Consider the following 23390-nt stretch of genomic DNA (forward strand, 5'->3'; position numbering starts at 1 on the left):
CAACGACAGTCTACGCTAGAGGCTCGCTGAAGCATCGATTTCGACGTCGACCTGCACCTCGACCTCGGTGACCGCAAACAAGTCCTGCGCCGGCTCGACCGTCCAGGGCATGTGCTTGGCGCGGGCGGCGGCGACGGGGGCGAAGAAGCTGCGGTGGTGGACGGTGGGACCGAGGCGGTCGAGCGCGTCGAGATGATCCGGGACGGCGTAGCCCTTGTGCTGCTCGAAGCCGTAGCCGGGGCAGTCCTGCGCCAGCGCGCACATCAGGCGGTCGCGCGTCACCTTGGCGACGATCGAGGCTGCCGCGATTGACAGGACGATGCCGTCGCCGCCAATGACCGCCTCGCAATCGCAAGGCGTGTCGAGCCGGTCGCGGCCGTCAACAAACACATGCCGCGGTGCCTCGGGCAGCGCCACCACGGCGCGCCTCAGCGCCCACAGCGAGGCACGCAGAATATTGTCGCGGTCGATTCGCGAGCGCGAGGCGACGGCAACCGAGACCTGCGCGGTGGCGCAGATCTTGTCGAACAGTCTTTCGCGCTCATCGGCCGTCAGGCGCTTGGAATCGTCGATGCCACGGGGAATGCGATCGGGATCGAGAATCACGGCGGCTGCGACCACGGGTCCGGCGAGTGGCCCGCGGCCGGCCTCGTCGCAGCCCGCAACCGGCCAGACGCCGCGCTTGATCAGCCCGCGCTCGCGGCGGAAGCTCGGGGCAGCAATGGCGATGATGGCGCTCGGCCGGGCGGCCGGGGTCTTACCAGCCGACGCCTTGGCCGCCTTCGCAGGCGCTGCCTTCTTGGCGGCGTCCCTCTTTGGCGCGTCTTTGGCCGGCTTCTTGGCGGACTTGTCCCGAATCATGGTCGGGATCGTGCGCAAGTGGCCCGGCGGGCGCAACCGGGAACCCTGGACAATTCCCGTTATTCAGGCCAACCGCCCTACTCGGCCAGATGCACTCGCCGGTCCTCACCGACCTCGATGCCTGGCGCGACCACGACTTCCCAGGGATGGCCGTCGGGATCTGCGAAATAGCCGGAATAACCGCCGTAATCGGTCTCATGCGCGGGTTTCAGCAATACCGCTCTCTTGTCGACCGCGAAGGCCAGCACGCTGTCCACCTCCTCGCGCGTCGCGCAGTTCCATGAGAGCGTCATGCCGCGGAAGGTCGCTGGCCTCGGATTGTCCGGCAATCTGGCGTCGGCCGCGAGTTGATCCCAGGGATACAGAGCGAGCACCGGGCCACCGGTATCGTAGAAAGCCACGGCCTCACCGGTCGCCTTCAAACGGCGCGAAAAACCGAGCGTGTCGTAAAAGGCGATGCTGGCGCGAATGTCGCTCACACCCAGTGTGATCACGGTGAGCCGCGGCACCGGGACCGGGAGTTCCTTACTCATGCTACGCCTCGTCCACTTCTCGATCAGAACAGGCTGAGCTGATCGCCGTTCCGCTTCGGCCTGGCAAAGTGATCGGTCGTCAGCTTGGAGCGCCGCTTGTTCAGTCCAAGTCTGTCGCAGGCGATCTCGAAGCGGCGGCCGATGGTCCAGGCCATCGGGCCGGTGCCTTTCATGCGCTCGCCCCATTTCGCATCGTAGTCGCGGCCGCCGCGCATGTCGCGGATCAGCGTGAAGACGTGGCGATAGCGGTCCGGATAGTTCGCCATCAGCCACTCGCGGAAGAGATCGCGGACCTCCAGCGGCAGCCGCAGCAGCACGTAGGAGGCTTCCTTGACGCCGGCATGGGCAGCGGCGTCGAGAATGCGCTCGATCTCGGAATCGTTCAGCGCGGGGATCACAGGCGCGACCATCACGGTGGTCGGAATGCCGGCCTCCGAGAGCTGCTTCAGCGCCTCCAGCCGCTTCGGCGGCGTCGAGGCGCGGGGCTCCATGGTGCGCGCGAGTTTTGGATCGAGCGAGGTGACCGAGATCGCGACCTTGGCGAGGTTGCGCTTGGCCATGCGCGCGAGAATGTCGATGTCGCGCACCACCAGCGCCGATTTGGTGACGATGCCGACGGGATGCCCGGCGCGCTCCAGCACCTCCAGAATGCCGCGCATGATTTTGCGCTCGCGCTCGATCGGCTGATAGGGATCGGTGTTGGTCCCGATCGCGATCATCCGCGGCTCGTAGCCGGATGCGGCGAGTTCCTTCTCCAGCAGCGCCGGCGCCTCGGGCTTGACGAATAGTTGTGACTCGAAGTCGAGCCCCGGCGACAGGCCGAGATAGGCGTGGGTTGGCCGTGCGAAGCAGTAAACGCAGCCGTGCTCGCAGCCGCGATAAGGATTGATCGAGCGGTCGAAGCCGATATCGGGGGAATCGTTGCGGGTGATCACCTTGCGCGAGGTGTCGATGCCGACCGTGGTCTTGAACGGCGGCAGCTCCTCCAGGCTCTGCCAGCCATCGTCGAAGGCGACGCGGGCCTCGGCCTCGTAGCGGCCGCTGGCGTTGGACTGCGCGCCCCGGCCTCGCCTGCGCTGGCGGTCGATGGCAACCGCCAGCTCAGGAAAGTCGGAAGGCGCACCCGCCGGCTCGGAGGGCGCCGTGACCGGCGGGTGCTTGAGAGCATGAGAGGATGCTGGACTCATGAAGCCAAGATAGCACGTCAAAGGAACAAATCAAGAACACAAACAAAAAACGGAAAAACAACCCCATGCAAAGTAGCCGCCCAAATTTCGGGCGCGGTCCCTTGACCTCGCGCAACACACCTGTGGTGGCGATCCCGTTCGATACCCGACAGGATCAATCGCACCGGAACAAAGTTGGTGACGATCGCTTGGGTGAAGGTCAGCAGGAACATGACAAATCAACAAAAATCGGCCGCTGTGAGCAGCGACCTCGATCTCCTCGATCGCTATTGGCGCGCCGCGAACTACCTCTCCGTCGGGCAAATCTACCTGCTCGACAATCCGTTGCTGCGCGAACCCCTGCGGCCCGAGCACATCAAGCCGCGTTTGCTCGGCCATTGGGGTACGACGCCGGGTTTGAACTTCATTTATGCCCATCTCAACCGCGTCATCCGCGCGCTGGACATCAGCATGCTCTATGTCTGCGGCCCCGGCCATGGCGGCCCGGGCATGGTGGCCAACACCTATCTGGAAGGCAGCTACAGCGAGATCTATCCAGACATTGCGCGCGATGCGGACGGATTGCGTAAGGTGTTCCGGCAGTTCTCCTTCCCCGGCGGCATTCCGAGCCACGCGGCGCCGGAAACGCCGGGCTCGATCCACGAGGGCGGCGAGCTCGGCTATGCGCTGGTGCATGCCTATGGCGCGGCCCTGGACAATCCCGACCTGGTCGTCGCCTGTGTCGTCGGTGACGGTGAGGCCGAAACCGGCCCGCTCGCTGCGTCCTGGCACTCGAACAAGTTCCTGAACCCGGTCCATGACGGCGCGGTGCTGCCGATCCTTCATCTCAACGGCTACAAGATCGCGAACCCGACCGTGCTCGGGCGGATGCGCGACGAGGAAATCCGCGATCTGTTTCGCGGGCTTGGCCATGAGCCGCTGTTCGTCGCGGGCGACGATCCCAAGCTGATGCACCAGGCCATGGCGGATGCGCTCGACGTCGCGCTCGCCAGCATCCGCTCGATCCAGCAGCACGCCCGCGACGGGCGCAAGAGCATCGAACGACCGCGCTGGCCCATGATCGTGCTGCGCAGCCCGAAGGGCTGGACCGGCCCCAAGGAAGTCGACGGCAAGAAGGTCGAAGGTTTCTGGCGCGCGCACCAGGTGCCCGTTTCCTCTTGCCGCGAGAATCCGGCGCATCTGAAAGTGCTGGAAAACTGGATGCGCAGTTACGAGCCGGACAAGCTGTTCGACGCGAACGGCGCCCTCGTTCCCGAACTCCAGGCGCTGGCGCCCGACGGCAGCCGCCGCATGGGCGCCAATCCGCATGCCAATGGCGGGCTGCTGAAGAAGGAACTGAAGCTGCCGGACTTCCGCAGCTTCGCCGTGGACGTGCCGCAGCCCGGCGGCGTCACCGGAGAAGCGACCCGCGAGCTCGGCAAATTCCTGCGCGACGTCATCCGCCTCAACGCGCAAGAGCGCAACTTCCGCATCATGGGCCCGGACGAGACCGCGTCAAACCGGCTCGATGCGGTGTTCGAGGCAACCGAACGGGTCTGGATGGAGCCGACGGAGCCTTACGACGTGCATCTCGCACAGGACGGCCGCGTGATGGAGGTCTTGAGCGAGCATCTCTGCCAGGGCTGGCTCGAGGGCTATCTGCTCACGGGACGGCACGGCTTGTTCTCCTGCTACGAGGCCTTCATCCACATCGTGGATTCCATGTTCAACCAGCACGCCAAATGGCTGAAGGTGACGCGGCACCTGCCCTGGCGACGTCCGATCGCCTCGCTCAACTATCTCCTCACCTCGCATGTCTGGCGGCAGGACCACAACGGCTTCAGCCATCAGGACCCCGGCTTCGTCGACCTCGTCGCCAACAAGAAGGCCGATATCGTCCGCATCTACTTTCCGCCTGATACCAACACCTTGCTGTGGATCGCCGATCACTGCCTGCGCACCTATGACCGCATCAACGTCATCGTCGCCGGCAAGCAGCCGGCGCCGCAATGGCTCTCGATGCAGGAAGCGGCCACGCATTGTGATGCCGGCATCGGCATCTGGACCTGGGCCGGCACGGAAGAAGCAGGACAAGAGCCTGACGTGGTGATGGCCTGTGCCGGTGACGTGCCGACGCTGGAAACGCTCGCCGCCGTCGACCTGCTGCACAAGGCGCTGCCCGAGCTCGCTATTCGCGTCGTCAACGTCGTCGACCTCATGACGCTGCAACCAAAGGAGCAGCATCCGCACGGCCTCTCCGACCGCGACTTCGACAGCCTGTTCACGCGCGACAAGCCGGTGATCTTCGCCTATCATGGCTATCCCTACCTCATCCACCGGCTGACCTATAACCGCACCAACCATGCCGGCATGCATGTGCGCGGCTTTGCCGAGGAAGGTACCACGACGACGCCGTTCGACATGGTCGTGCTCAACGGACTCGACCGCTTTCACCTCGCGATCGAGGCGATCGAGCGCGTGCCGGGGCTTGCGACCAAGGCCGCGCAGGTCAAGCAGCAATTCCGCGACAAGCTGATCGAGCACTCGCACTATGTGCGCGAACACGGCGAGGACATGCCGGAAATCCAAAAATGGGTCTGGCAGAACAGCGCCGGCGGCAACACGCCGGCCGAAGCCGGCGATTGACGGCCGCCATGTCAGACGCGGTTCTCGTCCTCAACTCGGGCTCGTCGAGCATCAAGTTCGGCCTGTTCGAGATCTCGGCGGCCGAGCCTGTCCTGCTCTGCAAGGGCTTGCTCGACGAGCACGAAGCAAAGCCCCGGCTTGTCGTGAAAAGCCCTGGGGGCGAAGACCTGTTCGAGACGCGGAGCGAGGCGCCAGACGTCGACGGCGGTCATCTGTTCGCCGACGTGCTCGCCTTTATCGAGGATCATTTTGGCAAATTCGATCTGCGCGCCGTCGGTCACCGCATCGTTCATGGCGGCCCGGACTATTCCGGCCCGGCGGAGCTCAAGGACGATGTCTACGCAAAGCTGGAGGCGCTGACGCCGCTGGCGCCGCTGCACCAGCCGCGGTGCCTGGCGCCGGTCCGCACCATCAGGGCGATAAAGCCCGACCTGACGCAGGTCGCCTGCTTCGACACCGCCTTTCATCACAGCATTGCGCCGCCCGCGAGCCGCTTCGCGATGCCGCGGCGCTATGAGGCGCGTGGCATCCGGCGCTACGGCTTTCACGGTCTCTCCTTCGAATATGTCGCGGGTCGTCTCGCCGAGATCGCGCCGCAGCTCGCCTCGAAGCGCACCGTGATCGCGCATCTCGGCAACGGCGCGAGCCTGTGCGCGCTGCACGATGGTCGCAGCGTCGACACCACGATGGGACTGACGCCGCTCGACGGGCTGGTGATGGGCACGCGCTGCGGCACCATTGACCCCGGCGTGCTGCTCTATCTGCAACAACACGAGAACATGTCTGTCGAGGCCGTCCAGCATCTGCTCTATCACGAGTCCGGCCTGCTCGGCGTCTCCGGGATCTCGGCGGACATGCGCGCGCTGCTCGCGCGCGGCGAGGCTGCAGCGCGCGAGGCGGTCGATCTCTTCACCTTCCGAGCGGCGCAGGAGGTCGCGGTGATGGCGAACACGCTTGGAGGGATGGACGGCCTGGTCTTCACCGGCGGCGTCGGCGAGCATGCCAAGGAAATCCGCAGCGCCATCGGCGAGCGTCTTGCGTGGCTCGGCGTGCGCATCGATGCCGCGGCCAACGGCGAGGCGTGCGAGCGCATCAACGGGGGCGATAGCGCCGTCGATGTTTTCGTCATTCCCACCAATGAGGAACTGACGATCGCTCGGCATTGTGCGGCGATGCTGCGAGCGATGGAAAGGTCATCCGATTAGCGCGTGATGTTAGCCACCCCGTCATTGCGAGCGAAGCGGCGAAGCGAGCAATCCAGCCTGGCTTTGGGGCGGGATTCTGGATTGCTTCGCGGAGCCCGTCATCGGGCCGCGCTTCGCGCGGACCCGTTGGCTCGCAATGACGAAGAATGCGGCAACATCGCGTATCACAACGCACCATGCGAACGCGCGGAGAGAGAAACCCCTCACCCGAGTGAATTCGCGTCTCCTTGCGGTGCTGCCCTCTCCCGCAAGGGGCGAGGGCACAGCAACGCGCATCTCGCTCGCGGCTCGCACAGATCCAACCGAAGTTCGTTCTAATGCGTCCCCGATAAAATCTGAAAGCACCCGATCGCGACCTCGATCACGATCAGGACCACCACCGCGATCTCGAGGCGGAGCGAGCGCTGGGTGTCGATGATGTCGGTGAGCGCGTTTGCGGTTTCCGATACGGCGGTGAGCTTGCGCTCCAGCGTGTCGAGCCGCTCCTTCAATTCGTACTCGTCCTCGAGACGGGCATAGAGCCGGTCGAGCTCGGGCTTCTCCCAGAGCACGTCCGGTTTCTCGGCCACCGCGACACGGCCGGCGACGCGCTGCTGGACCAGAAGCGCATTGCCGATCAATTGCAAGATGCCCTTGCGCCGGGGCGGCGTGCGGCCCTGCTCGGCGAGCTTGCGCGCGAAGGGCTCGATCACGTCGAAGACCCCGGCGACGCGCCGCTCGTCGCGGGCGAGCGAGGTGCTTTTGGCAAGCGCATCCGCAATCAGCAGCAACCGGTCGTCGGAGAACTTTGCCAGGCAGATCGGGCCGCCGGGCTGGATCGCCTCGGCGCTCTCGTCCTTGCACAACTGCGCCTGCGCTGTCTCTTCTTCATGAGGGCTGAGCTCGCCGATCACCCGCGGCTTCAGGCTGTCGATCAGCACCTTCTCTTCCGATGGAAGCAGGCCGATCAACACCACGACGCCGTAGCGGAAGATGACCACAAGGCCGGCATGGATGCGGAAGGCGACCGGCGTCGAGGATACCAGCGTGCCGAGCTCCAGGCCGGAGGCATTGATGCGTTCACCCAGCATCACGGCGCGGATCCGCAAGGTCGGCGCCCCGTCCGGCTTGGGCGATGTTGCCGGCATGTTGACAGCAAGTTGATCGACGTTCATTCGTAGCCCTCGTCGGCACCGAGGCTTGCACAGTTCTGGCGTTCCCGCCGTCCGTCAGGCAACGCATCCTCCGCTTGCAGGATTTGCGATCTGCCTGCATGCCACGCAATATCGGCAAGAACTCCGAGTTAATACCGTCAAGACGCGCTTGTGCCGCAACAATCGGCAACATTGGCACCCGGCGTGGGACACATTTGGTGGATGCGACGGCTCTGGCAGTTTACCATCGTACGCCCAAACGCCGCCGAAAAGTTGCACTCGGCAACGCCGCGTGTTTATGACAACATCATAAAGAGCTACGCTTCTCCCGAAGTGCAGACACTGAAGCTTCAATCATGCTGAGCGTCATCATTCCGACCGAAGGCGTCGAGCAGACGGCGGTCGCAACTCTCGCCGCGCTGGTACCCGGTGCCGCCGCGGGCGTCATCCGTGAAGTGCTCCTGGTCGACGGCACCCGCAATGGCGTCATCGAGCGCGTTGCGGACGTTGCTGGCTGCCGTTTCATCGGCTTCGAGGGATACTCGCAGGGCGCCGCGCTCGCCGCCGGCGCGCTCCAGGCCCGTTCGCCCTGGCTGATGTTCCTCCCCGCAGGCGCCGTGCTGGAAACGGGCTGGATCGAGGAGACCACCCAATTCATCCAGAGCGTCTCGACCAGCGGCCGGGACCGTGCGGCGGTGTTCCGCTATGCGCGCTCACCTTACTCCGATACCGGATTCCGCGATCTCATCCGCGCGGTGACGCGCAAGCTCGTCGGTCCGTTCGGCGATCAGGGACTTTTGATCGCCCGTGATCATTACGACCGGATCGGCGGCTACCCGCCCCAGGCCCGCCGCTCCGAGGCCCGCCTACTCCGGCGGCTCGGCCGCTCGTCCCGGATCATGCTGCGCAGCCGGATCGTCATGGTCGGCTGAAGCCACGCAATACTTGCCAAAGTCAAATAATCGTTTGACAATGGCACGTATCGAGGTGAGCCATGCCATCCAGCCTTTCGCCATCAAATCCGGCGCCATCAAGCCGTTCATCAAGTCTTGCGACCGAACAGGTCGCCGACAACCAGGTTCAGGCGGTTCGCGCCTTCAACCGCTTCTACACCCACAAGCTCGGGGTACTCGACCAGCAGCTCCTGAAGAGCCCGTTCTCGCTGAGCGAGGCGCGCGTGCTCTACGAGCTCGCCCATGGCGGCGAGCAACCGGCCAAGGAGATCGGCATCGCGCTCGGGCTCGACGCCGGCTATCTCAGCCGCATCGTGCAGAATTTCGACGAGAGCGGGCTGATCGTGCGTAAGCCGCTTCCGAGCGACCGCCGGCAGGTTCAGTTGAGCCTGACCGCGAAGGGTCGCCAGGCGTTTGCCAAGCTCGAACGCGTCACGCAGGACGACGTCGCCGCGATGCTGCGGCCGCTGCCGGACCAGGAGCGCAGGAAGCTCACCGGCGCAATGGAGACGATCGAGCAGCTGCTTAGGCTGCAGCGCACGCCGGCTCCGCGCGCGATCTTGCGCGATCCGCGCCCCGGCGACATGGGCTGGGTGGTGCAGAGCCACGGCGCGCTCTACGCCAGCGAATACGGCTTCGATTCCGGCTTCGAGGCGCTGGTCGCCGAGATCGTCGCCAAATACATGACCTGCTACGATCCATCGCGCGAGCGCTGCTGGATCGCCGACATCGAGGGCCGGCCGGTCGGCTCGGTGTTTCTGGTCAAGGCCAGCGACGACGTCGCCAAGCTGCGCCTGTTGCTGCTCGATCCGGCCGCGCGAGGACAAGGGCTGGGCCAACGGCTCGTCGCCGAATGCGTCTCCTTCGCACGCGCCTGCGGCTATCGGCGGATGACGCTGTGGACGCAGAGCATCCTGGTCGCCGCGCGAGGCATCTACCAGGGCGCCGGCTTCAAGCTCGTTGCGACCGAGCCGCATCGCAGCTTTGGGCAGAATTTGGTTGGCGAGACCTGGGAGCGGGATCTCTGATCGCGCGAGGCGAGATGCAGGTTACGGCGAGATGCCGATTGATGTGCCCTCGCCCCTTGTGGGAGAGGGCAGCGACGCTGGTGGACGCGCACTCACTTGGGTGAGGGGTCTGCCTCCGCGAGTATCCGTGTCCGCGGAGAGAACCCCTCATCCGGCGCTTCGCGCCACCTTCTCCCACAAGGGGAGAAGGAAAGAAGAGCCATCATCTGCTTCTACACCGTCGCGCCCTGTGCCTTTGCTCTTCGCAGATGCTCGTCCAGGCGCGGCATGATCTCGACGAAGTTGCAGGGGCGCGTGCGGTAGTCGAGCTGGGCTTTCAGGATGCCGTCCCAGCCGTCGCGGCAGGCGCCGGGCGAGCCGGGCAGGCAGAAGATGTAGGTCGCGCCGGCAACGCCCGCGGTGGCGCGGCTCTGGATCGTCGACGTCCCGATCTTGGCGTGGCTCAGCATGTGGAATGCAATGGAGAATCCGTCCATGCGCTTCTCGAACAGCGGCTCGATCGCCTCCGGCGTGACGTCGCGTCCGGTGAAGCCGGTGCCGCCGGTGGTGATGATGACGTCGATGCCGGAATCAGCAATCCAGCGACGGACAGCGGCGCGGATCGCCTCGACGTCGTCGGTGACGATCTCGCGCGCGGCAAGATGATGGCCCGCCGCGGTGAGACGATCGGCGAGTGTCTGGCCGGACTTGTCGTCGGCGAGCACGCGCGTGTCAGAGACGGTGAGCACCGCGATGTTGAGCGGGATGAACTGCTTTGTTTCGTCGATTGAGGCCACGACTTCACTCCTGCTTCCGCGCCCGCCGCCGTCATCCTGAGTGCCCTTGCACGCCTCGAAGGATGGGCCGGGGGCCTCGTCCTCCTCTTGGGCTCACCGAAGAGGCGAGCACCTCGGGATGACGCCACTACTTCTGGCTTCCGGTTCGCGCTGCGCACGCCCGGAATGACGGATAACGACTACGCCCCGCCGCCGAACGTGTTGCAGGCCTGGACCGTGCCCTGCTGGTAGCCGGTCATGAACCACTGCTTGCGTTGCGCTGCCGAGCCGTGGGTGAAGGAATCGGGCACGACGCGTCCCGTGGCCTGGCGCTGCAGCGTATCGTCGCCGATCGCGCTCGCGGTGGTCAGCGCGGCGTCGATGTCACCGGGCTCGAGGAAATTCGGACGCTTCTTCGCCTCCCGATTGACCCAGACGCCGGACAGGCAGTCGGCTTGCAATTCGACCTTCACCTGGAGCGCATTGGCCTCGGCCTTGCTGCCGGCCTGCTGCTGCAGCCGCGTCACGCGCGGAATGATGCCGAGCAGGTTCTGGATGTGATGGCCAGCCTCATGGGCGATGATGTAGGCGGTGGTGAAGTTGCAGGCGGACTTGCCGGAGCAGCCGCGGAAGCGCGTCTCGACCTCGCGGAAGAAGCCGGTGTCGAGGAAGATGGTGCGGTCCGGCGGACAATAGAACGGCCCCATCGCCGACTCTGCCCGGCCGCAGCGGCCGCCATTGGTGGCGTTGCGGAACAGCACGACTTTCGGACCGGTGTAGGATTGGCCCGAGGCCTGGAAGATCTCGCTCCAGCGGTCGTCGATCTCGCCGAGAATGCCGGAGATCATGCTGCCCATCTCGTCGGTCGGCGCGCCGCGCTTGGCGGTCGAGGACGACTGGCGATCGCTCTGGTAGCTCGGCGCCTGGCCGCCGCCGGTGAGGATCTCGGCGCCGCCGATCAGGATGCGCGGATCGATGCCGAAGGCATAGCCGACCAGGCCGAGCACGATGATGGTGCCGATGCCGAGTCCGCCGCCGCCCATCGGCAGGCCGAACCCGCCTCCTCCGCCGCCACCACCACCATCGTCGCGACGATCCTCGACGTCGTCGCTGCGGCGGAAATCATCGTAGCGCATGGCGGCCTTCCCCGTGGGGTCCCTGATGCTGTTTCGTCGGCGCGCAGGAACCAAAGCTCAACGCGCCACACACGTAGAAATTTCCGTTGCTCTTATCAATATCGTGGCCGGCAAAAATTGCCTAGTGCGACACCATGCCGGTGCCAGCAATTTTTTCCGGGAGTCGAGCAATTTTTTCCGAGAGAAATTTGGAGCCTTTTGGAGCTTCGGCTGCTCCCGCGACGCAGCGAAACGCGAAATACACTGTAAAATACGGCGAATGCGCACGACGACCCGCTTGCGAGACGCGATGCGAGGGTTGTTCACGAAAGCGGCGGATTAAGTCGATTTTTACTTTGCCCCTTCAAGGTAACGGTCAGTCGGTTGTTTGGTCCCGCGTCGCCGACAGCGTCGCCTGAGTCAGAGTTCTTGAGTCATGGTAGAGTCGCGTCGCGGGGCGTCTGCAAGGGCGCCCCGCACAAATTTCGAGTCCGCCTCGCATCGCATCATTCTGGGCGATTGCGTCGCCGAGATGTCGAAGCTTCAGGCTGGTTCGGTCGACCTCGTGTTCGCCGATCCGCCCTACAATCTCCAGCTCAAGGGCGATCTCAAGCGCCCCGACGAATCCCATGTCGATGCCGTCAACGACGAGTGGGACAAGTTCGATTCGTTCGCGGCCTATGACGATTTCACCCGTGCCTGGCTGCTCGCCGCCCGCCGCGCGATGAAGCCGTCGGCGACGATCTGGGTGATCGGCTCCTATCACAACATCTTCCGCGTCGGCGCGATCATGCAGGACCTCGGCTTCTGGCTCCTGAACGACATCGTCTGGCGCAAGTCCAACCCGATGCCGAATTTCCGCGGCCGCCGCTTCACCAACGCGCACGAGACCATGATCTGGGCCGCGCGTGACGAGAAGGCCAAGGGCTACACGTTCAACTACGAAGCGCTGAAGGCGGCGAACGAGGACGTGCAGGCACGTTCCGACTGGCTGATCCCGCTCTGCACCGGCGAGGAGCGCCTCAAGGGCGCCGACGGCAAGAAAGTGCATCCGACGCAAAAGCCGGAAGGCCTGCTCGCGCGCGTGCTGCTGTCGTCCTCCAAACCCGGCGATCTCGTGATCGATCCCTTCAACGGCACCGGCACCACCGGCGCGGTCGCAAAGCGCCTCGGCCGCTCCTATATCGGCTTCGAGCGCGACAAGACCTATGCGAAGGCGGCACAGATGCGCATCGCCGCGGTCGAGCCGCTGCCGGAGGCAAGCCTCGCCCCGTTCATGACCGCGCGCGACGCGCCGCGGGTCGCGTTCTCCGAACTGATCGAGCGCGGCATGATCATGCCCGGCACGAAACTGTTTGACGCCAAGAAGAAGCTCGGCGCACTCGTCCGCGCCGACGGCGCCATCATGCTCGGCGACAAGGTCGGCTCGATCCACCGCATCGGCGCCGTGGCGCAAGGCGCGCAAGCCTGCAACGGCTGGACCTTCTGGCACATCGAGACCAAGAAGGGTCTCAAGCTGATCGACGAACTCCGCGCCGAAATCCGCGCCGGCATGGCGGCGGAATAGTATCTCTCCGTCATTCCGGGGCGCGAACGGAGCGAGCGAGCCCGGAATCCATCTAACTACAGTACAAGCGGGCCCAATGGATTCCGGGCTCGCGCTTCGCGCGCCCCGGAATGACAGTGGTTGAACGCGGGCCTCAGCAGGACTAGGTTCACCGCATCGCTCCCGTCCTGGCCGGTCCGGCTCCCATGCGACGACAGTCCGAGACTTTGCTGCTGGTGCCGCTGCTGCCGATCTTCCTGCTCGGCATGTTTCCGATGTTCCTCATTGCGCTGCTGGGGTTTTTCGGGCTTGCGCTGTTCGGCGTGCTCGTGGTCTGCGTCGGGCTCGCCAGCAGCAACGAGGCCCACGACAGCTTCAATCACGACGTCATCGTGCACGGCTACGCGCGGGGATCGGAGCGTGCGGCGCGGGCCTCCGACATGCACATCGCGACGCGGCTCGGGCTGCGGCTGGAAGCGGTCGGCGCGGCAATGGTGGTTACGGCGGCAATCGGCCTTTGTTACGCCGGCTGATCTGCGCACCACGCAGATGCCGCCCGGCAAACTCGCCGGTTGCCCTCCCCGACGAGGTTCAGGCAAGACAAGGCCGCCGGCGGCAATGACGCTGCGTTCGCTCTTAGCCAACAGACACTGGAGAGATGATCGATGTTCAAATTTTATTTCAACGGGTCGCCGAACCCGACCAAGGTCGCGCTTTATCTGGAAGAGTCCGGCCTGCCCTTCGAACCGGTCAAGATCGACACCCGCAAAGGCGAGCAATTCGCGCCGGAATTTCTCAAGATCAATCCGAACGGCAAGGTGCCGGCGATCGACGACAACGGCACCATCGTTTTCGACTCGAACGCCATCCTGCTCTATCTCGCCGAGAAGACCGGAAAATTCCTGCCTGCCCCCGCTGTGCGCGGCGAGATGCTGTCATGGCTGATGTTCATCGCCACCGGCCTCGGCCCCTATTCGGGCCAGGCCGTGCACTTCAAGCACTTTGCGCCGAAGGATCAGAACCACGACTACGCCCATAACCGCTACCAGTACGAGACCGATCGCCACTACAAGATTGTCGACGGTCACCTCAAAGGCCGCCGCTACATGGTTGGCGACAGCTATTCGATCGTCGACATGGCGCTGTGGGGCTGGGCACGGATGGTGCCGTTCAAGCTCGGCGACGACGCCTTTGCGCGATACCCGAACGTCAAGCGGCTGGTCGACGAAATCTCGGGCAGGCCTGCGGCCGCGCGCGCGATCGCACTGAAGGACAAGTTCACCTTCAAGGCCGAGATGGACGACGAGGCCCGCGGCAACATGTTCAAGCACATGACGACGAAAGTGGCCTGATCGCACCACGCCGCGATTCGAAAGGCCACGCGCATGCGCGTGGCCTTTTGCTTTTGAGACTCAGGCGGCGTGGACCGAGTTCAGGAACCTGGCGACCTCTTGCTTCAGCCGGTTGCTGTCGGCCGACAGCGAGCGCGCCGCCGAAAGCACCTGCGAGGAGGCCGAGCCGGTCTCGGACGCGCCGCGCTGCACGTCGCCAATATTTGTCGAGACACGCTGCGTGCCATGGGCCGCCTGCTGGACGTTGCGGGAAATATCCTGCGTCGCCGCGCCCTGCTCTTCCACGGCTGCGGCAACCGCCGACGAAATCTCCGACAGCCGCTCGATCGTGCCGCTGATCTCCCGGATCGACCCGACCGACTCCTCGGTCGCGGCCTGGATGCCGGAGACCTGCTGGGCGATCTCGCCGGTGGCCTTCGCGGTCTGCTCGGCCAGCGCCTTGACCTCGGAGGCGACCACCGCAAAGCCGCGCCCGGCCTCGCCGGCTCGCGCGGCCTCGATGGTGGCGTTCAGCGCGAGCAGGTTGGTCTGGCCGGCAATCGTGCTGATCAACTCGACCACGTCGCCGATGCGGGCGGCCGCCCTGGACAGCTCGCTGACGCGTTCGTTCGTCCTGCTGGCCTGCCCGACGGCCTCGTTGGCGATGCGGGCGGATTCCTGCACCTGGCGGGCGATTTCCGTGACCGAGGAGGACAGCTCTTCGGTCGCCGACGCAACGGCCTGCACGTTGGCCGAGGCCTCCTGAGAGGCCGATGCCACTTCGGTCGACAGATCCTGCGCGCGCGTCGCGGTCGCAGTCAGCGTGCCGGCCGAAGCCTCCAGTTCGCCCGACGCTGACGACACGGTGTCGACGATCTCGCCGACCGCCTGCTCGAACTGGTCGGCGAGCCGGACCATGTCGGCCTTGCGGCTCTCGGCCTGCCGCGCCTCGAGCTCGCTCTGCTCCGCGCGCAGGCGTTCGGTGTCAAGCATGTTGGTCTTGAACACCTCGATCGCCTTGGCCATGTCGCCGATCTCATCGGCCTTGCCGCGGCCGGGAATCTCGACCTCGAGATTGCCGCCGGCAAGCAGCCCCATCGCGCGCGTCATCGACGTCAGGGGACCTACGATGCTGCGGGCAATCAGGAAGGCGACGATCAATCCGAACAGGGTGGCAAGGCCGCCCGCGATCTCCTGCACGGTCGTGGTGCCGTCGATCACGGCTTCGGCTCGGTTGCGCGATTCCTTGTAGTCTTTCTTCAAGGCGGTTTCCGCGACCTTGAGCTTGGCGATGCTCTCGACGATGAGCGGCGCGAGGTTCTTGTGGTAGATCTCGTCGGCCTGGAGCATCGCGGCCGACGTCGTCTCGAAGGCGGATTTGTAGATTCCGAGCGAGGTCTTCACCGGCGCGAGCGTGGTTCGCAATTCTGCCGCCTGCGGGCTCTTTTCGAGCGCCGCGAGCCGCTGCGCTGCCCTGTCCACATTGGTTCTGAAATTCGCGGGCCCCTTGACGTCTCGCAAGGCCAGGAAACGCCAGTTCGCGATTTGAACGAGTAGGAGCCTGGATTCGAGGTCGGCGACCAGGGCCGCGGTGTCTTCGTCAACGGCTGCACGCGCCGTGTCGACCAGCTTGCCCATCTTGACGGTCAATTCGTCGCCGCTCGGCAGCAGCGTCGCCTTGCCCGTTCGCGCCTCGTTGACGGCGTCGCCGAGATTGTCCCGCAGGCTGCGCATTTTCGCGATGTCGGCGATCAGATCGTTGTAGAGCTTCCGCCGCTCCTCCGAAAGCGTCCCCTGCGCCCCGACTTTCAACAGCTCGCTCGCCGCGGTCTCCCGCTCGGCGGCCTCCTTCATCGCTGGCTCGCTGGCGTCGTAGATGTATCGCAGATTGGCGCGCTGGATGGCCTGGAGATGGGTCGATATCTCCAGAACCCGCGCGGTGCTGTCCGAAAGCGCCGATTGTCTTGCGACCTGATCCTGCACGGCCCTGAGATTCCAGACCGCCACCACGGCCATGGTCAATCCTACCAGAACGAGAGCCGTGAACCCGGCGTAAAGACGTCCTCTGATCCCCAAACGAAACTTCGGCATTTCCACTGTCCACCCAGAAGCAACAGAATTAGGACAGCCGAATGCCTTCCGGTATTCGCCAGCGGCCGCCCTCGCAGCCACAAGGATCGCATCTTGAATCACTCATGCTGCAGAGCACACCATGATCGACACTTGTTAATCCTCTCCTTCTTTTCTCGGCCCGAGTTTCTGCAATGCCGACGAAAGCTGCTGATTTTGTTAGCAGATGCGCAGGAAACTCGCGTCAACGCGGTCAGCTCGCAGCCTTCGCGGCCATTTGCGGAAACGGTCCCAGCGCCTTCTCGGTCAGGATCGAGTCGCAATATTCCCTGATTTCCTTGATCTTGCCGTCCTCCAGGCGAAACACCAGGCAATAGTCGTTGTCGTAGCGCACGCCTTCTGGCGTGACGTTGTCGCCCTTGGCTTCGACCACGACGATGTCGCCGTCGGCGATGAAGCGGTGGGCGACCGTGCGCGTCCGGTCACGAAGGCGGGTCCGCACATAGCCGTGCAAATCGTTGAGGATCGCCTCTTTCCCCGTGAAGGTGCGCGACCATGAATATTGCCCGGTCACGACCCATCTGGCGTCATCGGCTAGGCTTGCAGTAAACAAAGTGCGGTCGCGCACGGCCGGATCGGGATTGGCGGCGACGGCAAAGATATCCTGCATCAGTTTCTTGTTGGCACTCGCGCTCATGGCGGCATCTCCGTTTGGTGACATCACGGGGATCATCACCGCTGGATGAGAATTCTTCAAATCGATAGCGAATATGATATCTATTCGCCTCATGAATTTGAATTCGCTTGACCTCAATCTGCTCACCGCACTCGACGCGCTGCTGCGCGAGGCCAATGTCAGCCGCGCTGCCTTGCGGATTGGCCTGTCGCAGCCGGCTGCGAGCCACGCGCTGCAGCGCCTGCGCAACATTTTCGGCGATCCGCTTCTGGTGCGCAACGGCGCGCGGATGGAGCTGACGCCGCGGGCACAGGCGCTGCGCGCGCCACTGGCGCAGGCGCTCGACCAGGTGCGCGGGCTGTTCGTGCCGGACGATTTCGACGCCGCGCGCAGCGAGCGGCAATTCCGCCTGATGATGCCGGACCTCGCGGTCGAGCTCCTGATGCCGGCGTTGATGGAGAAGGTGACGCGGGCCGCACCCAACGTCCGCATCGAAATCGTGCCGTGGCGGGGACCTGCGATCTTCCACGCCGAGTTCGCCCGCACCATCGATCTCGTGATCTCGATCGGCAACGCCTTTAGGGGTTTTCACCGCCAATTGCTCTATACCGACAGCGATGCGCTGGCGGTGCGACGCGGCCACCCCATGGGAGTGAAGCTGAAGCGGCGCGAGACGTTTTTGGCCGCACGCCATGTCGGCGTGATCATCCGCGGCCAGCCTGAGGACCTGATCGACACCTGGCTGCGCAGCAAAGGCATCGAGCGGCACATTTCGCTGGTGGTGTCAGGCTATCTCGAAGCGCTGCACGTCGCCGCCCGCACCGACCTCGTCGCCTTCGTGCCGCGCCGCCTGATCGCGGCACTGTCGAAGCAGTTCGGTCTCGTCACGGTGCCGCCGCCGCTCGACCCCGGGATCGACGAACAGTTCATGTTCCATCCGACCCGGGCGCAGATGGACCCCGGCTCGATCTGGCTGCGGCGGCTGATGCTGGAGACGGGACGGGAGCTGGAGAAGCGGAAGGCTTCGTAACTTCGTAGGGTGGGCAGAGCGAAGCGTGCCCACCACTTTTATTGCAATCTCGGAAAGATGGTGGGCACGGCGCTTTGCGCCTTTGCCCACTCTACAATCCGCGCCTCACGCCTTCTGCGCGTCCATCACCTTGCGCACGGCGGGGCGATCCGACATGCGCTTGAAATGGTCAGCGATCTTCGGCGTTGCGTTGATGTCGACGCTGTCGCCTTCGAGCCAGGTCGACAAGGTATAAAGATAGGGGTCGCAGATCGTGTACTGCTCGCCCATCACCCACGGTCCTCTGAACATCTTCTGCTCGATCAGGGAGAAGCAGGCGCCCATGGTCTTTGGGATCATCTGCTTCATGTCGGCGAACGAGCTCTCCTCGCTCGCCCAGCGCGCGCCGCGCATCTTGTGGGCATGGTTGATGTGCACGGTGGAGCAGAGATAGGAGTTGAACGATTGCACCTGGGCGAAGTCGAAGGGATCATCGAGCGGCGCGAGCTTCGCCTTGGGGAAGGTCTGTGCGACATAGGCCAGCATCGCCGGCGTCTCAGTCAGCACGCCACGATCGGTCACCAGCGCCGGCACGCGGCCCTTCGGGTTGATGGCGAGATAGTCCGGGCTGTTCTGCTGGTTGGTCTTGAAGCTCAGCCGTTCGGCCGCGTAGTCGGCACCGGCTTCTTCCAGGGTGATGTAGGTGGCGAGCGCACAGGTACCGGTGGCGTAGTAGAGCTTGAACATGTCGGACCTCATGAGAAAGCCGGAAGTTAACGGCTGTCGGCCTTCAGGTCCATAGCACGACCTTCTCTTCGCAGTTGCCCACCGCCGCCCGCCTGTGTCAAGACGCCTCCAATCGGAGGGGTTTTGTCATGACCGTACTCATCGCCGGTGGCGGCATCGGCGGGCTGACGCTTGCGCTCAGCCTGCACGGAATCGGTGTTCCAGCAAAAGTGTTCGAAAGCGTCACCGAGCTGAAGCCACTCGGCGTCGGCATCAACGTGCTGCCGCATGCGGTGCGCGAGCTGATCGAGCTCGGCTTGATGGACAAGCTGGACGCCAGCGGCGTGCGCACAAGCGAGCTCGCTTATTTCTCCAAGCATGGCAAACCGATCTGGAGCGAGCCGCGCGGGCTTGAAGCCGGCTACAAATGGCCGCAATTCTCGATCCACCGCGGCACGCTTCAGCAGCTCCTGCTCGATATCGCGATCGAGCGGCTGGGACGCGAGAACATTCTCACCAGCCATCATCTGACCGGCTGGAGCGAAACGGCCGACGGCGTGCGCGCCGATTTCATCGACAAGGCCACCGGCAAGGCCGCGGGGACTTATGACGGCGCGATCCTGATCGCCGCCGACGGCATTCATTCCGCCGCGCGAGAAAAGCTCTATCCGCAGGAGGGACCGCCGATCTGGAACGGCCGCATCCTCTGGCGCGGCGTCACGCCGGCCAAGTCCTTTCTCACCGGCCGCACCATGATCATGGCCGGGCACGAGATCCTGAAATTCGTCTGCTATCCGATCAGCAAGGCGCCGGATGCGGCAGGCAACCACCTCGTCAACTGGGTCGCCGAGCGCCACATGCCGCCGACCTATCAGTGGCGCCGCGAGGACTATAACCGCACCGCGCGGCTCGAGGAGTTCCTGCCCTGGTTCGAGAACTGGCAGTTTGACTGGCTCGACGTGCCCGGCCTGATCAAGAACTGCCCGCACGCCTACGAATATCCGCTGGTCGATCGCGATCCGGTGTCGCAATGGACTTTTGGCCGCGTCACGCTGATGGGCGATGCTGCGCATCCGATGTACCCGATCGGCTCGAACGGCGCCTCGCAGGCGATCCTCGATGCCCGCACCATCACCCGCGAGATCCTTGCGCATGGCCCAACGGCCGCGGCGCTGCGCGCCTATGAGGCCGAGCGGCGGCCCGCGACCACCGACCTCGTCCTGCTCAACCGCAAGAACGGCCCCGAGCAGGTCATGCAGCTCGTCGAAGAGCGCGCGCCCGGCGGCTACAGCGTGGTCACCGATGTGTTGTCGCAGCAGGAGCTGGAAGACATCGCCGCCAACTACAAGCGCGTCGCGGGTTTCCAGGTCGAGGCGCTGAACGCCAAGCCTGCGATTGTGAGCGCGGATGCGAAGCGCGTGGGGGCGTGAGTTTTCGCGCGAAGCGAGATGCACATTGATGTGCCCTCGCCCCTTGTGGGAGAGGGCCGCGACGCTGGTAAACGCGGAGAGATACCCCTCATCCGGCGCCTCGCGCCACCTTCTCCCACAAGCGGGAGAAGGGAAGCGGAGTGCGTGGCGCGACCAAACACTACCGCACCACTCTTGCCGCCTCCAGCAGCCGCTCGCTGGCTGTTGCGGTGGCGAGCACCGCGCCGTCCTCGGCCATCAGCTTCGCTTCGACGAACGCAATGGTCTTGCCGAGCTGCGTCACCCTCGCCTCGGCGATGATCGGGCCGGGCTTTGCCGGCGCCAGAAAATTCACGGTCATGCTGATGGTGGTGGTGTAGAGCCGGCCCTCGCTCATCACCAGCACGGCGGGGCCCATGGTGTCGTCGAGCATGGCCGAGAGCATGCCGCCCTGGATGAAACCGGCCGGATTGCAGAACTCAGGCTTGCCGTCGAAGGCGAGCTTGATCCAGCCTTCCTCCGGGCGGGCATCGAGCAGGCGCCATCCGAGCAGCTCGGCGCAGGGCGGCCTCTTGAAGTTGTCGAGCGCGGTCTTGATCATGCGACCCTCCGTTGCTCTGCGTGAGTAGCCCAGGGTTGCTGACAGCGTGGTGTCAGCAGGATGAGTCCTAGCGACCCAATCCATGCGCAATCACCTTGCGCATGACGTTGGGCAATGCTTCGTCGGCGAGGGTGGCGATGGGCACCCAGCGCATCCCCTCGGGCGCGTGCGTGCGGGCCTCGGCCCTGGCCGTGTAGACCACCAGTTCCAGCGGAAAATGCGTGAAGACGTGGGCGACCAAGCCGACCTTGCGCTGCCAGCGCGACAACCCCTTCAGCTCCGGCGCCTGCTGCTTCGCCTTGGCATCGTCCTGCCCGGCCAGCCAGTCCGAGCCCGGCACCTCGGTCATGCCGCCGAGCAGGCCCTTTTCGCGACGGCTGCGGACGAGAAGCTCGTCGCCGCGCGTGACGACGAAGGCCGCACCGCGCCGTAGCGCGCCGGTCTTCTTTGGCGCCTTGCGCGGAAACGTTTCCTGCGTTCCCAGCGCGCGCCCCGTGCAGTCCTCGTTCAGGGGGCATAACGAACAAGCCGGCTTTTTCGGCGTGCAGATCGAAGAGCCGAGGTCCATCAGCGCCTGTGCACTGTCGCCCGCGCGAGAGTCGGCAAGCAGCGTCGCCGCCAGTTGCTGGATCAGCGGTTTTGCCTGCGGGAGCTCTTCTTCAACTGCAAAGAGGCGCGACACCACCCGCTCGATATTGCCGTCGACGGGCATGGTGCGGCGGTCGAAGGCGATCGCCGCGATCGCGGCGGCCGTGTAAGGCCCGATGCCCGGCAGCGCGCGCAAGCCCTCTTCGGTGCCGGGAAAGGTGCCGCCATGCTCGCGCGTCACCGCAACCGCGCAGGCATAAAGGTTTCGCGCGCGCGAGTAATAGCCGAGCCCGGCCCACATCCGCAGCACGTCGTCCTGCGAGGCCCGCCCCAGCGCCGTGACATCAGGCCAGCGCGCGACGAACTTTTCGAAATAGGGCCCGACCGCCTTCACCGTGGTCTGCTGAAGCATGATCTCGGACATCCAGACACGGTAAGGGTCGGACGCCTCCCCGGGCGCGGCGCGCCAGGGCAATCGGCGCCGGTGGCGGTCGTACCAGGCAAGGAGCGCGAGCGGACGCGACGAGGTCTCCTCCGGCTGAACTGGTTCCGATTTCGCCTTGAGGGCAGATTTTGGGCTCATGCTCTCACTGTAACGGCGTCAGGCCGATCTCTCCACGTCATGCCCGCGCTTGTCGCGGGCATCCACGTCTTTCTTCGCAGCGAGGAGCCTATGGGCCACGCCCCGGAGTGCTATAAGGACGCATGTCCAAGCTTCGCCCCATCAAACCCGGTCCCATCAGCGCAAAGCCGCTCGCGGTCCTGCTCAACGACGTCTTTGCCGAGGCCTATGCCAAGCAAGGTTTTGCGGCACGCGAGTTGGTGACGCGCTGGGCGCAGATTGCCGGGCCGGAGATTGCGGCCCATGCCGAGCCTTTGAAGATGCAATGGCCGCGGCCGGTCGAGGGCCAGCCGCAGGAGCCGGCGACCCTGGTGCTGCGGGTTGAGGGGCCGATGGCGCTGGAAATCCAGCACTCGGCCGGCGTGATCCTGGAGCGGGTCAACCGCTTCTTCGGCTGGAGCGCGGTCGGCAAGCTCGCCTTCCGTCAGGCCCCCCTGTCGCGCGCCCGCCGGCCGGCCCGGCCGGGCCCGCCGGATCCCAAATCAGTGGCCAAGGTGGCGGAGAGCCTGGGCGACATCGAGGATGAACAGTTGAAGACGGCACTGGCGCGGCTCGGGGCTGCCATCAAGCGAAATTGAGCCTTATTCCGCCGCTAATCTGGACCTGTCCTTGCTGCACGCCATTGCCTCAAACGACGTTTCAAGCTAGCGACAGGCCGCCCGGGCGGGAACCCTGATAGGATCCTTGGGCGAGACCACACCAATTCGGGAGCCGATCTTGATCATCACCCGCCGCGCCTTCACCACGATGCTGTCGCTGACCGGGCTTGCCGCGCTCGCCGGGCTCTCGCCGCTGCGGTTCATCAGCGAAGCCATGATCCCTGAAGCCATGGCGCAGGCGGCTGGCGATGTGGCGAAGCCGGTGTCGCTGCCCGACATGGCGCTGGGCCCGAAGGACGCCGCCGTCACCATCACCGAATACGCCTCGATGACCTGCCCGCATTGCGCGGCCTTCAACGAGCAGGTGTTCCCCAAGATCAAGTCGGAATACATCGACACCGGCAAGGTGCGTTACATCTTCCGCGAGTTCCCGCTCGACATCAAAGCCGCCGCCGGCTCGATGCTGTCGCGCTGCATCGCCAATGGCGACGCGCCGAAATACTTCGCAGTCACCGACATGCTGTTCCGCCAGCAGAACGACTGGGTGGTGAAGAACACCACCGAGACCCTGACGCGGATCGGCAAGCAGGCCGGCCTCACCCAGCAACAGGTCGAGGCCTGCCTGAAGGACCAGGCACTGCTCGACAAGATCGCCGCCGACCAGAAATATGCCAGCGACGTTCTGAAGGTGGATTCCACGCCGACCTTCTTCATCAACGGCGAGAAGATCAAGGGCGAGTCCTCGTTCGAGGAATTCGCCAAGAAGATCAATCCGCTGCTGAAGAGCTGATTTTCGCGCTCAACGCCTGATTCGCATC

At 64.7% G+C, this 23390-nt stretch carries 23 protein-coding genes; 11 read left to right on the plus strand and 12 right to left on the minus strand.

Translation table 11 applies throughout. From position 1 onward, the window contains the following. Positions 1-15 precede the first annotated feature (15 nt). From IVA80_RS11210 to IVA80_RS11225, 4 genes are all read right to left on the minus strand, one after another. Positions 16-861 carry a ribonuclease HII gene (locus tag IVA80_RS11210; protein WP_247429161.1) on the minus strand — a complete coding sequence of 282 codons (846 nt, stop codon included), beginning with the start codon at positions 859-861 and terminating at the stop codon, positions 16-18. Positions 862-938: 77 nt separating this feature from the next. Continuing rightward, on the minus strand, positions 939-1394 hold the full coding sequence (locus IVA80_RS11215) for a VOC family protein (protein WP_247429165.1): 456 nt from the start codon (positions 1392-1394) through the stop codon (positions 939-941). A gap of 23 nt (positions 1395-1417) precedes the next feature. Continuing rightward, positions 1418-2581, minus strand: coding sequence for a PA0069 family radical SAM protein (locus tag IVA80_RS11220; RefSeq protein WP_247429168.1), 1164 nt, complete (start codon positions 2579-2581; stop codon positions 1418-1420). 17 nt (positions 2582-2598) lie between these two features. After that, a complete protein-coding gene (locus IVA80_RS11225; RefSeq protein WP_247429171.1) occupies positions 2599-2793 on the minus strand; it encodes a hypothetical protein in 195 nt (64 codons plus the stop codon). Here IVA80_RS11225 and IVA80_RS11230 point away from each other — a divergent pair. Together IVA80_RS11230 and IVA80_RS11235 are read left to right on the plus strand one after the other, a co-directional pair. Further along, complete coding sequence (locus IVA80_RS11230; protein WP_247429174.1) at positions 2792-5206, plus strand: phosphoketolase family protein; 2415 nt, start codon at positions 2792-2794, stop codon at positions 5204-5206. The genes IVA80_RS11225 and IVA80_RS11230 overlap by 2 nt on opposite strands. Positions 5207-5214: 8 nt before the next feature. After that, a complete protein-coding gene (locus tag IVA80_RS11235; protein ID WP_247429177.1) occupies positions 5215-6411 on the plus strand; it encodes an acetate/propionate family kinase in 1197 nt (398 codons plus the stop codon). Between the two features lie 314 nt (positions 6412-6725). Here IVA80_RS11235 and IVA80_RS11240 read toward each other — a convergent pair whose 3' ends face one another. Then, positions 6726-7565 (minus strand): RMD1 family protein, encoded by an 840-nt coding sequence (locus IVA80_RS11240; protein WP_247429180.1) that lies wholly within the window; start codon positions 7563-7565, stop codon positions 6726-6728. A gap of 335 nt (positions 7566-7900) precedes the next feature. On the opposite strand from IVA80_RS11240, the gene IVA80_RS11245 reads away from it, so the two are divergent. Both IVA80_RS11245 and IVA80_RS11250 read left to right on the plus strand, forming a co-directional pair. Further along, a complete protein-coding gene (locus tag IVA80_RS11245) occupies positions 7901-8476 on the plus strand; it encodes a glycosyl transferase (protein WP_247429183.1) in 576 nt (191 codons plus the stop codon). 62 nt (positions 8477-8538) lie between these two features. Beyond that, complete coding sequence (locus IVA80_RS11250) at positions 8539-9525, plus strand: helix-turn-helix domain-containing GNAT family N-acetyltransferase (RefSeq protein WP_247429186.1); 987 nt, start codon at positions 8539-8541, stop codon at positions 9523-9525. A gap of 212 nt (positions 9526-9737) precedes the next feature. Here the strand turns inward: IVA80_RS11250 and moaB are convergent, their stop codons facing one another. Both moaB and IVA80_RS11260 read right to left on the minus strand, forming a co-directional pair. Continuing rightward, positions 9738-10301: a molybdenum cofactor biosynthesis protein B gene (gene moaB / locus IVA80_RS11255; RefSeq protein ID WP_247429189.1), complete on the minus strand. Its 564-nt coding sequence runs from the start codon at positions 10299-10301 to the stop codon at positions 9738-9740. A 179-nt stretch (positions 10302-10480) separates the two neighbouring features. Then, complete coding sequence (locus IVA80_RS11260) at positions 10481-11416, minus strand: neutral zinc metallopeptidase (protein WP_247429192.1); 936 nt, start codon at positions 11414-11416, stop codon at positions 10481-10483. A gap of 415 nt (positions 11417-11831) precedes the next feature. On the opposite strand from IVA80_RS11260, the gene IVA80_RS11265 reads away from it, so the two are divergent. The 3 genes from IVA80_RS11265 to IVA80_RS11275 all read left to right on the plus strand — a co-directional run bounded on the left by IVA80_RS11265 (position 11832) and on the right by IVA80_RS11275 (position 14293). After that, positions 11832-12962: a site-specific DNA-methyltransferase gene (locus IVA80_RS11265; RefSeq protein WP_276007161.1), complete on the plus strand. Its 1131-nt coding sequence runs from the start codon at positions 11832-11834 to the stop codon at positions 12960-12962. Between the two features lie 185 nt (positions 12963-13147). Continuing rightward, complete coding sequence (locus tag IVA80_RS11270) at positions 13148-13474, plus strand: hypothetical protein (protein WP_247429197.1); 327 nt, start codon at positions 13148-13150, stop codon at positions 13472-13474. A 132-nt stretch (positions 13475-13606) separates the two neighbouring features. Then, positions 13607-14293 carry a glutathione S-transferase family protein gene (locus IVA80_RS11275; protein WP_247429200.1) on the plus strand — a complete coding sequence of 229 codons (687 nt, stop codon included), beginning with the start codon at positions 13607-13609 and terminating at the stop codon, positions 14291-14293. 60 nt (positions 14294-14353) lie between these two features. On the opposite strand, the gene IVA80_RS11280 is transcribed toward IVA80_RS11275, so the two are convergent. Together IVA80_RS11280 and IVA80_RS11285 are read right to left on the minus strand one after the other, a co-directional pair. Beyond that, on the minus strand, positions 14354-16363 hold the full coding sequence (locus IVA80_RS11280; RefSeq protein ID WP_247429203.1) for a methyl-accepting chemotaxis protein: 2010 nt from the start codon (positions 16361-16363) through the stop codon (positions 14354-14356). A gap of 232 nt (positions 16364-16595) precedes the next feature. Then, entirely contained in the window at positions 16596-17039 is a 444-nt protein-coding gene (locus IVA80_RS11285) for a nuclear transport factor 2 family protein (RefSeq protein WP_247429206.1), read from the minus strand. A 91-nt stretch (positions 17040-17130) separates the two neighbouring features. Here IVA80_RS11285 and IVA80_RS11290 point away from each other — a divergent pair, with 91 nt between their 5' ends. Then, positions 17131-18048 carry a LysR family transcriptional regulator gene (locus IVA80_RS11290; protein ID WP_247429208.1) on the plus strand — a complete coding sequence of 306 codons (918 nt, stop codon included), beginning with the start codon at positions 17131-17133 and terminating at the stop codon, positions 18046-18048. 105 nt (positions 18049-18153) lie between these two features. Here IVA80_RS11290 and IVA80_RS11295 read toward each other — a convergent pair whose 3' ends face one another. Beyond that, positions 18154-18774 (minus strand): glutathione S-transferase family protein, encoded by a 621-nt coding sequence (locus IVA80_RS11295; protein ID WP_247429211.1) that lies wholly within the window; start codon positions 18772-18774, stop codon positions 18154-18156. A 128-nt stretch (positions 18775-18902) separates the two neighbouring features. Here IVA80_RS11295 and IVA80_RS11300 point away from each other — a divergent pair, with 128 nt between their 5' ends. Further along, positions 18903-20183: a flavin-dependent oxidoreductase gene (locus IVA80_RS11300; protein ID WP_247429214.1), complete on the plus strand. Its 1281-nt coding sequence runs from the start codon at positions 18903-18905 to the stop codon at positions 20181-20183. Positions 20184-20343: 160 nt separating this feature from the next. Here the strand turns inward: IVA80_RS11300 and IVA80_RS11305 are convergent, their stop codons facing one another. Both IVA80_RS11305 and mutY read right to left on the minus strand, forming a co-directional pair. Continuing rightward, positions 20344-20763 (minus strand): PaaI family thioesterase, encoded by a 420-nt coding sequence (locus IVA80_RS11305; protein WP_247429217.1) that lies wholly within the window; start codon positions 20761-20763, stop codon positions 20344-20346. 67 nt (positions 20764-20830) lie between these two features. Continuing rightward, positions 20831-21934, minus strand: a complete 1104-nt coding sequence (gene mutY / locus IVA80_RS11310) for an A/G-specific adenine glycosylase (RefSeq protein WP_247429220.1) — start codon at positions 21932-21934, stop codon at positions 20831-20833. A 122-nt stretch (positions 21935-22056) separates the two neighbouring features. On the opposite strand from mutY, the gene IVA80_RS11315 reads away from it, so the two are divergent. After that, positions 22057-22551, plus strand: coding sequence for a DciA family protein (locus IVA80_RS11315; protein ID WP_247429225.1), 495 nt, complete (start codon positions 22057-22059; stop codon positions 22549-22551). A gap of 139 nt (positions 22552-22690) precedes the next feature. Beyond that, positions 22691-23362 (plus strand): DsbA family protein, encoded by a 672-nt coding sequence (locus tag IVA80_RS11320; protein WP_247429228.1) that lies wholly within the window; start codon positions 22691-22693, stop codon positions 23360-23362. Positions 23363-23390 lie beyond the last annotated feature (28 nt).

This window comes from Bradyrhizobium sp. 139 (assembly GCF_023074175.1).
Taxonomy (GTDB): Bacteria; Pseudomonadota; Alphaproteobacteria; order Rhizobiales; family Xanthobacteraceae; genus Bradyrhizobium.

Coding starts and splice junctions, on each gene's coding strand:
- IVA80_RS11210 (WP_247429161.1), bottom strand. CDS start 861: ATGATTCGGGACAAGTCCGCCAAGAAGCCGGCCAAAGACGCGCCAAAG.
- IVA80_RS11215 (WP_247429165.1), bottom strand. CDS start 1,394: ATGAGTAAGGAACTCCCGGTCCCGGTGCCGCGGCTCACCGTGATCACA.
- IVA80_RS11220 (WP_247429168.1), bottom strand. CDS start 2,581: ATGAGTCCAGCATCCTCTCATGCTCTCAAGCACCCGCCGGTCACGGCG.
- IVA80_RS11230 (WP_247429174.1), top strand. CDS start 2,792: ATGACAAATCAACAAAAATCGGCCGCTGTGAGCAGCGACCTCGATCTC.
- IVA80_RS11225 (WP_247429171.1), bottom strand. CDS start 2,793: ATGTTCCTGCTGACCTTCACCCAAGCGATCGTCACCAACTTTGTTCCG.
- IVA80_RS11235 (WP_247429177.1), top strand. CDS start 5,215: ATGTCAGACGCGGTTCTCGTCCTCAACTCGGGCTCGTCGAGCATCAAG.
- IVA80_RS11240 (WP_247429180.1), bottom strand. CDS start 7,565: ATGAACGTCGATCAACTTGCTGTCAACATGCCGGCAACATCGCCCAAG.
- IVA80_RS11245 (WP_247429183.1), top strand. CDS start 7,901: ATGCTGAGCGTCATCATTCCGACCGAAGGCGTCGAGCAGACGGCGGTC.
- IVA80_RS11250 (WP_247429186.1), top strand. CDS start 8,539: ATGCCATCCAGCCTTTCGCCATCAAATCCGGCGCCATCAAGCCGTTCA.
- IVA80_RS11260 (WP_247429192.1), bottom strand. CDS start 11,416: ATGCGCTACGATGATTTCCGCCGCAGCGACGACGTCGAGGATCGTCGC.
- IVA80_RS11265 (WP_276007161.1), top strand. CDS start 11,832: ATGGTAGAGTCGCGTCGCGGGGCGTCTGCAAGGGCGCCCCGCACAAAT.
- IVA80_RS11270 (WP_247429197.1), top strand. CDS start 13,148: ATGCGACGACAGTCCGAGACTTTGCTGCTGGTGCCGCTGCTGCCGATC.
- IVA80_RS11275 (WP_247429200.1), top strand. CDS start 13,607: ATGTTCAAATTTTATTTCAACGGGTCGCCGAACCCGACCAAGGTCGCG.
- IVA80_RS11280 (WP_247429203.1), bottom strand. CDS start 16,363: ATGCCGAAGTTTCGTTTGGGGATCAGAGGACGTCTTTACGCCGGGTTC.
- IVA80_RS11285 (WP_247429206.1), bottom strand. CDS start 17,039: ATGAGCGCGAGTGCCAACAAGAAACTGATGCAGGATATCTTTGCCGTC.
- IVA80_RS11290 (WP_247429208.1), top strand. CDS start 17,131: ATGAATTTGAATTCGCTTGACCTCAATCTGCTCACCGCACTCGACGCG.
- IVA80_RS11295 (WP_247429211.1), bottom strand. CDS start 18,774: ATGTTCAAGCTCTACTACGCCACCGGTACCTGTGCGCTCGCCACCTAC.
- IVA80_RS11300 (WP_247429214.1), top strand. CDS start 18,903: ATGACCGTACTCATCGCCGGTGGCGGCATCGGCGGGCTGACGCTTGCG.
- IVA80_RS11305 (WP_247429217.1), bottom strand. CDS start 20,763: ATGATCAAGACCGCGCTCGACAACTTCAAGAGGCCGCCCTGCGCCGAG.
- mutY (WP_247429220.1), bottom strand. CDS start 21,934: ATGAGCCCAAAATCTGCCCTCAAGGCGAAATCGGAACCAGTTCAGCCG.
- IVA80_RS11315 (WP_247429225.1), top strand. CDS start 22,057: ATGTCCAAGCTTCGCCCCATCAAACCCGGTCCCATCAGCGCAAAGCCG.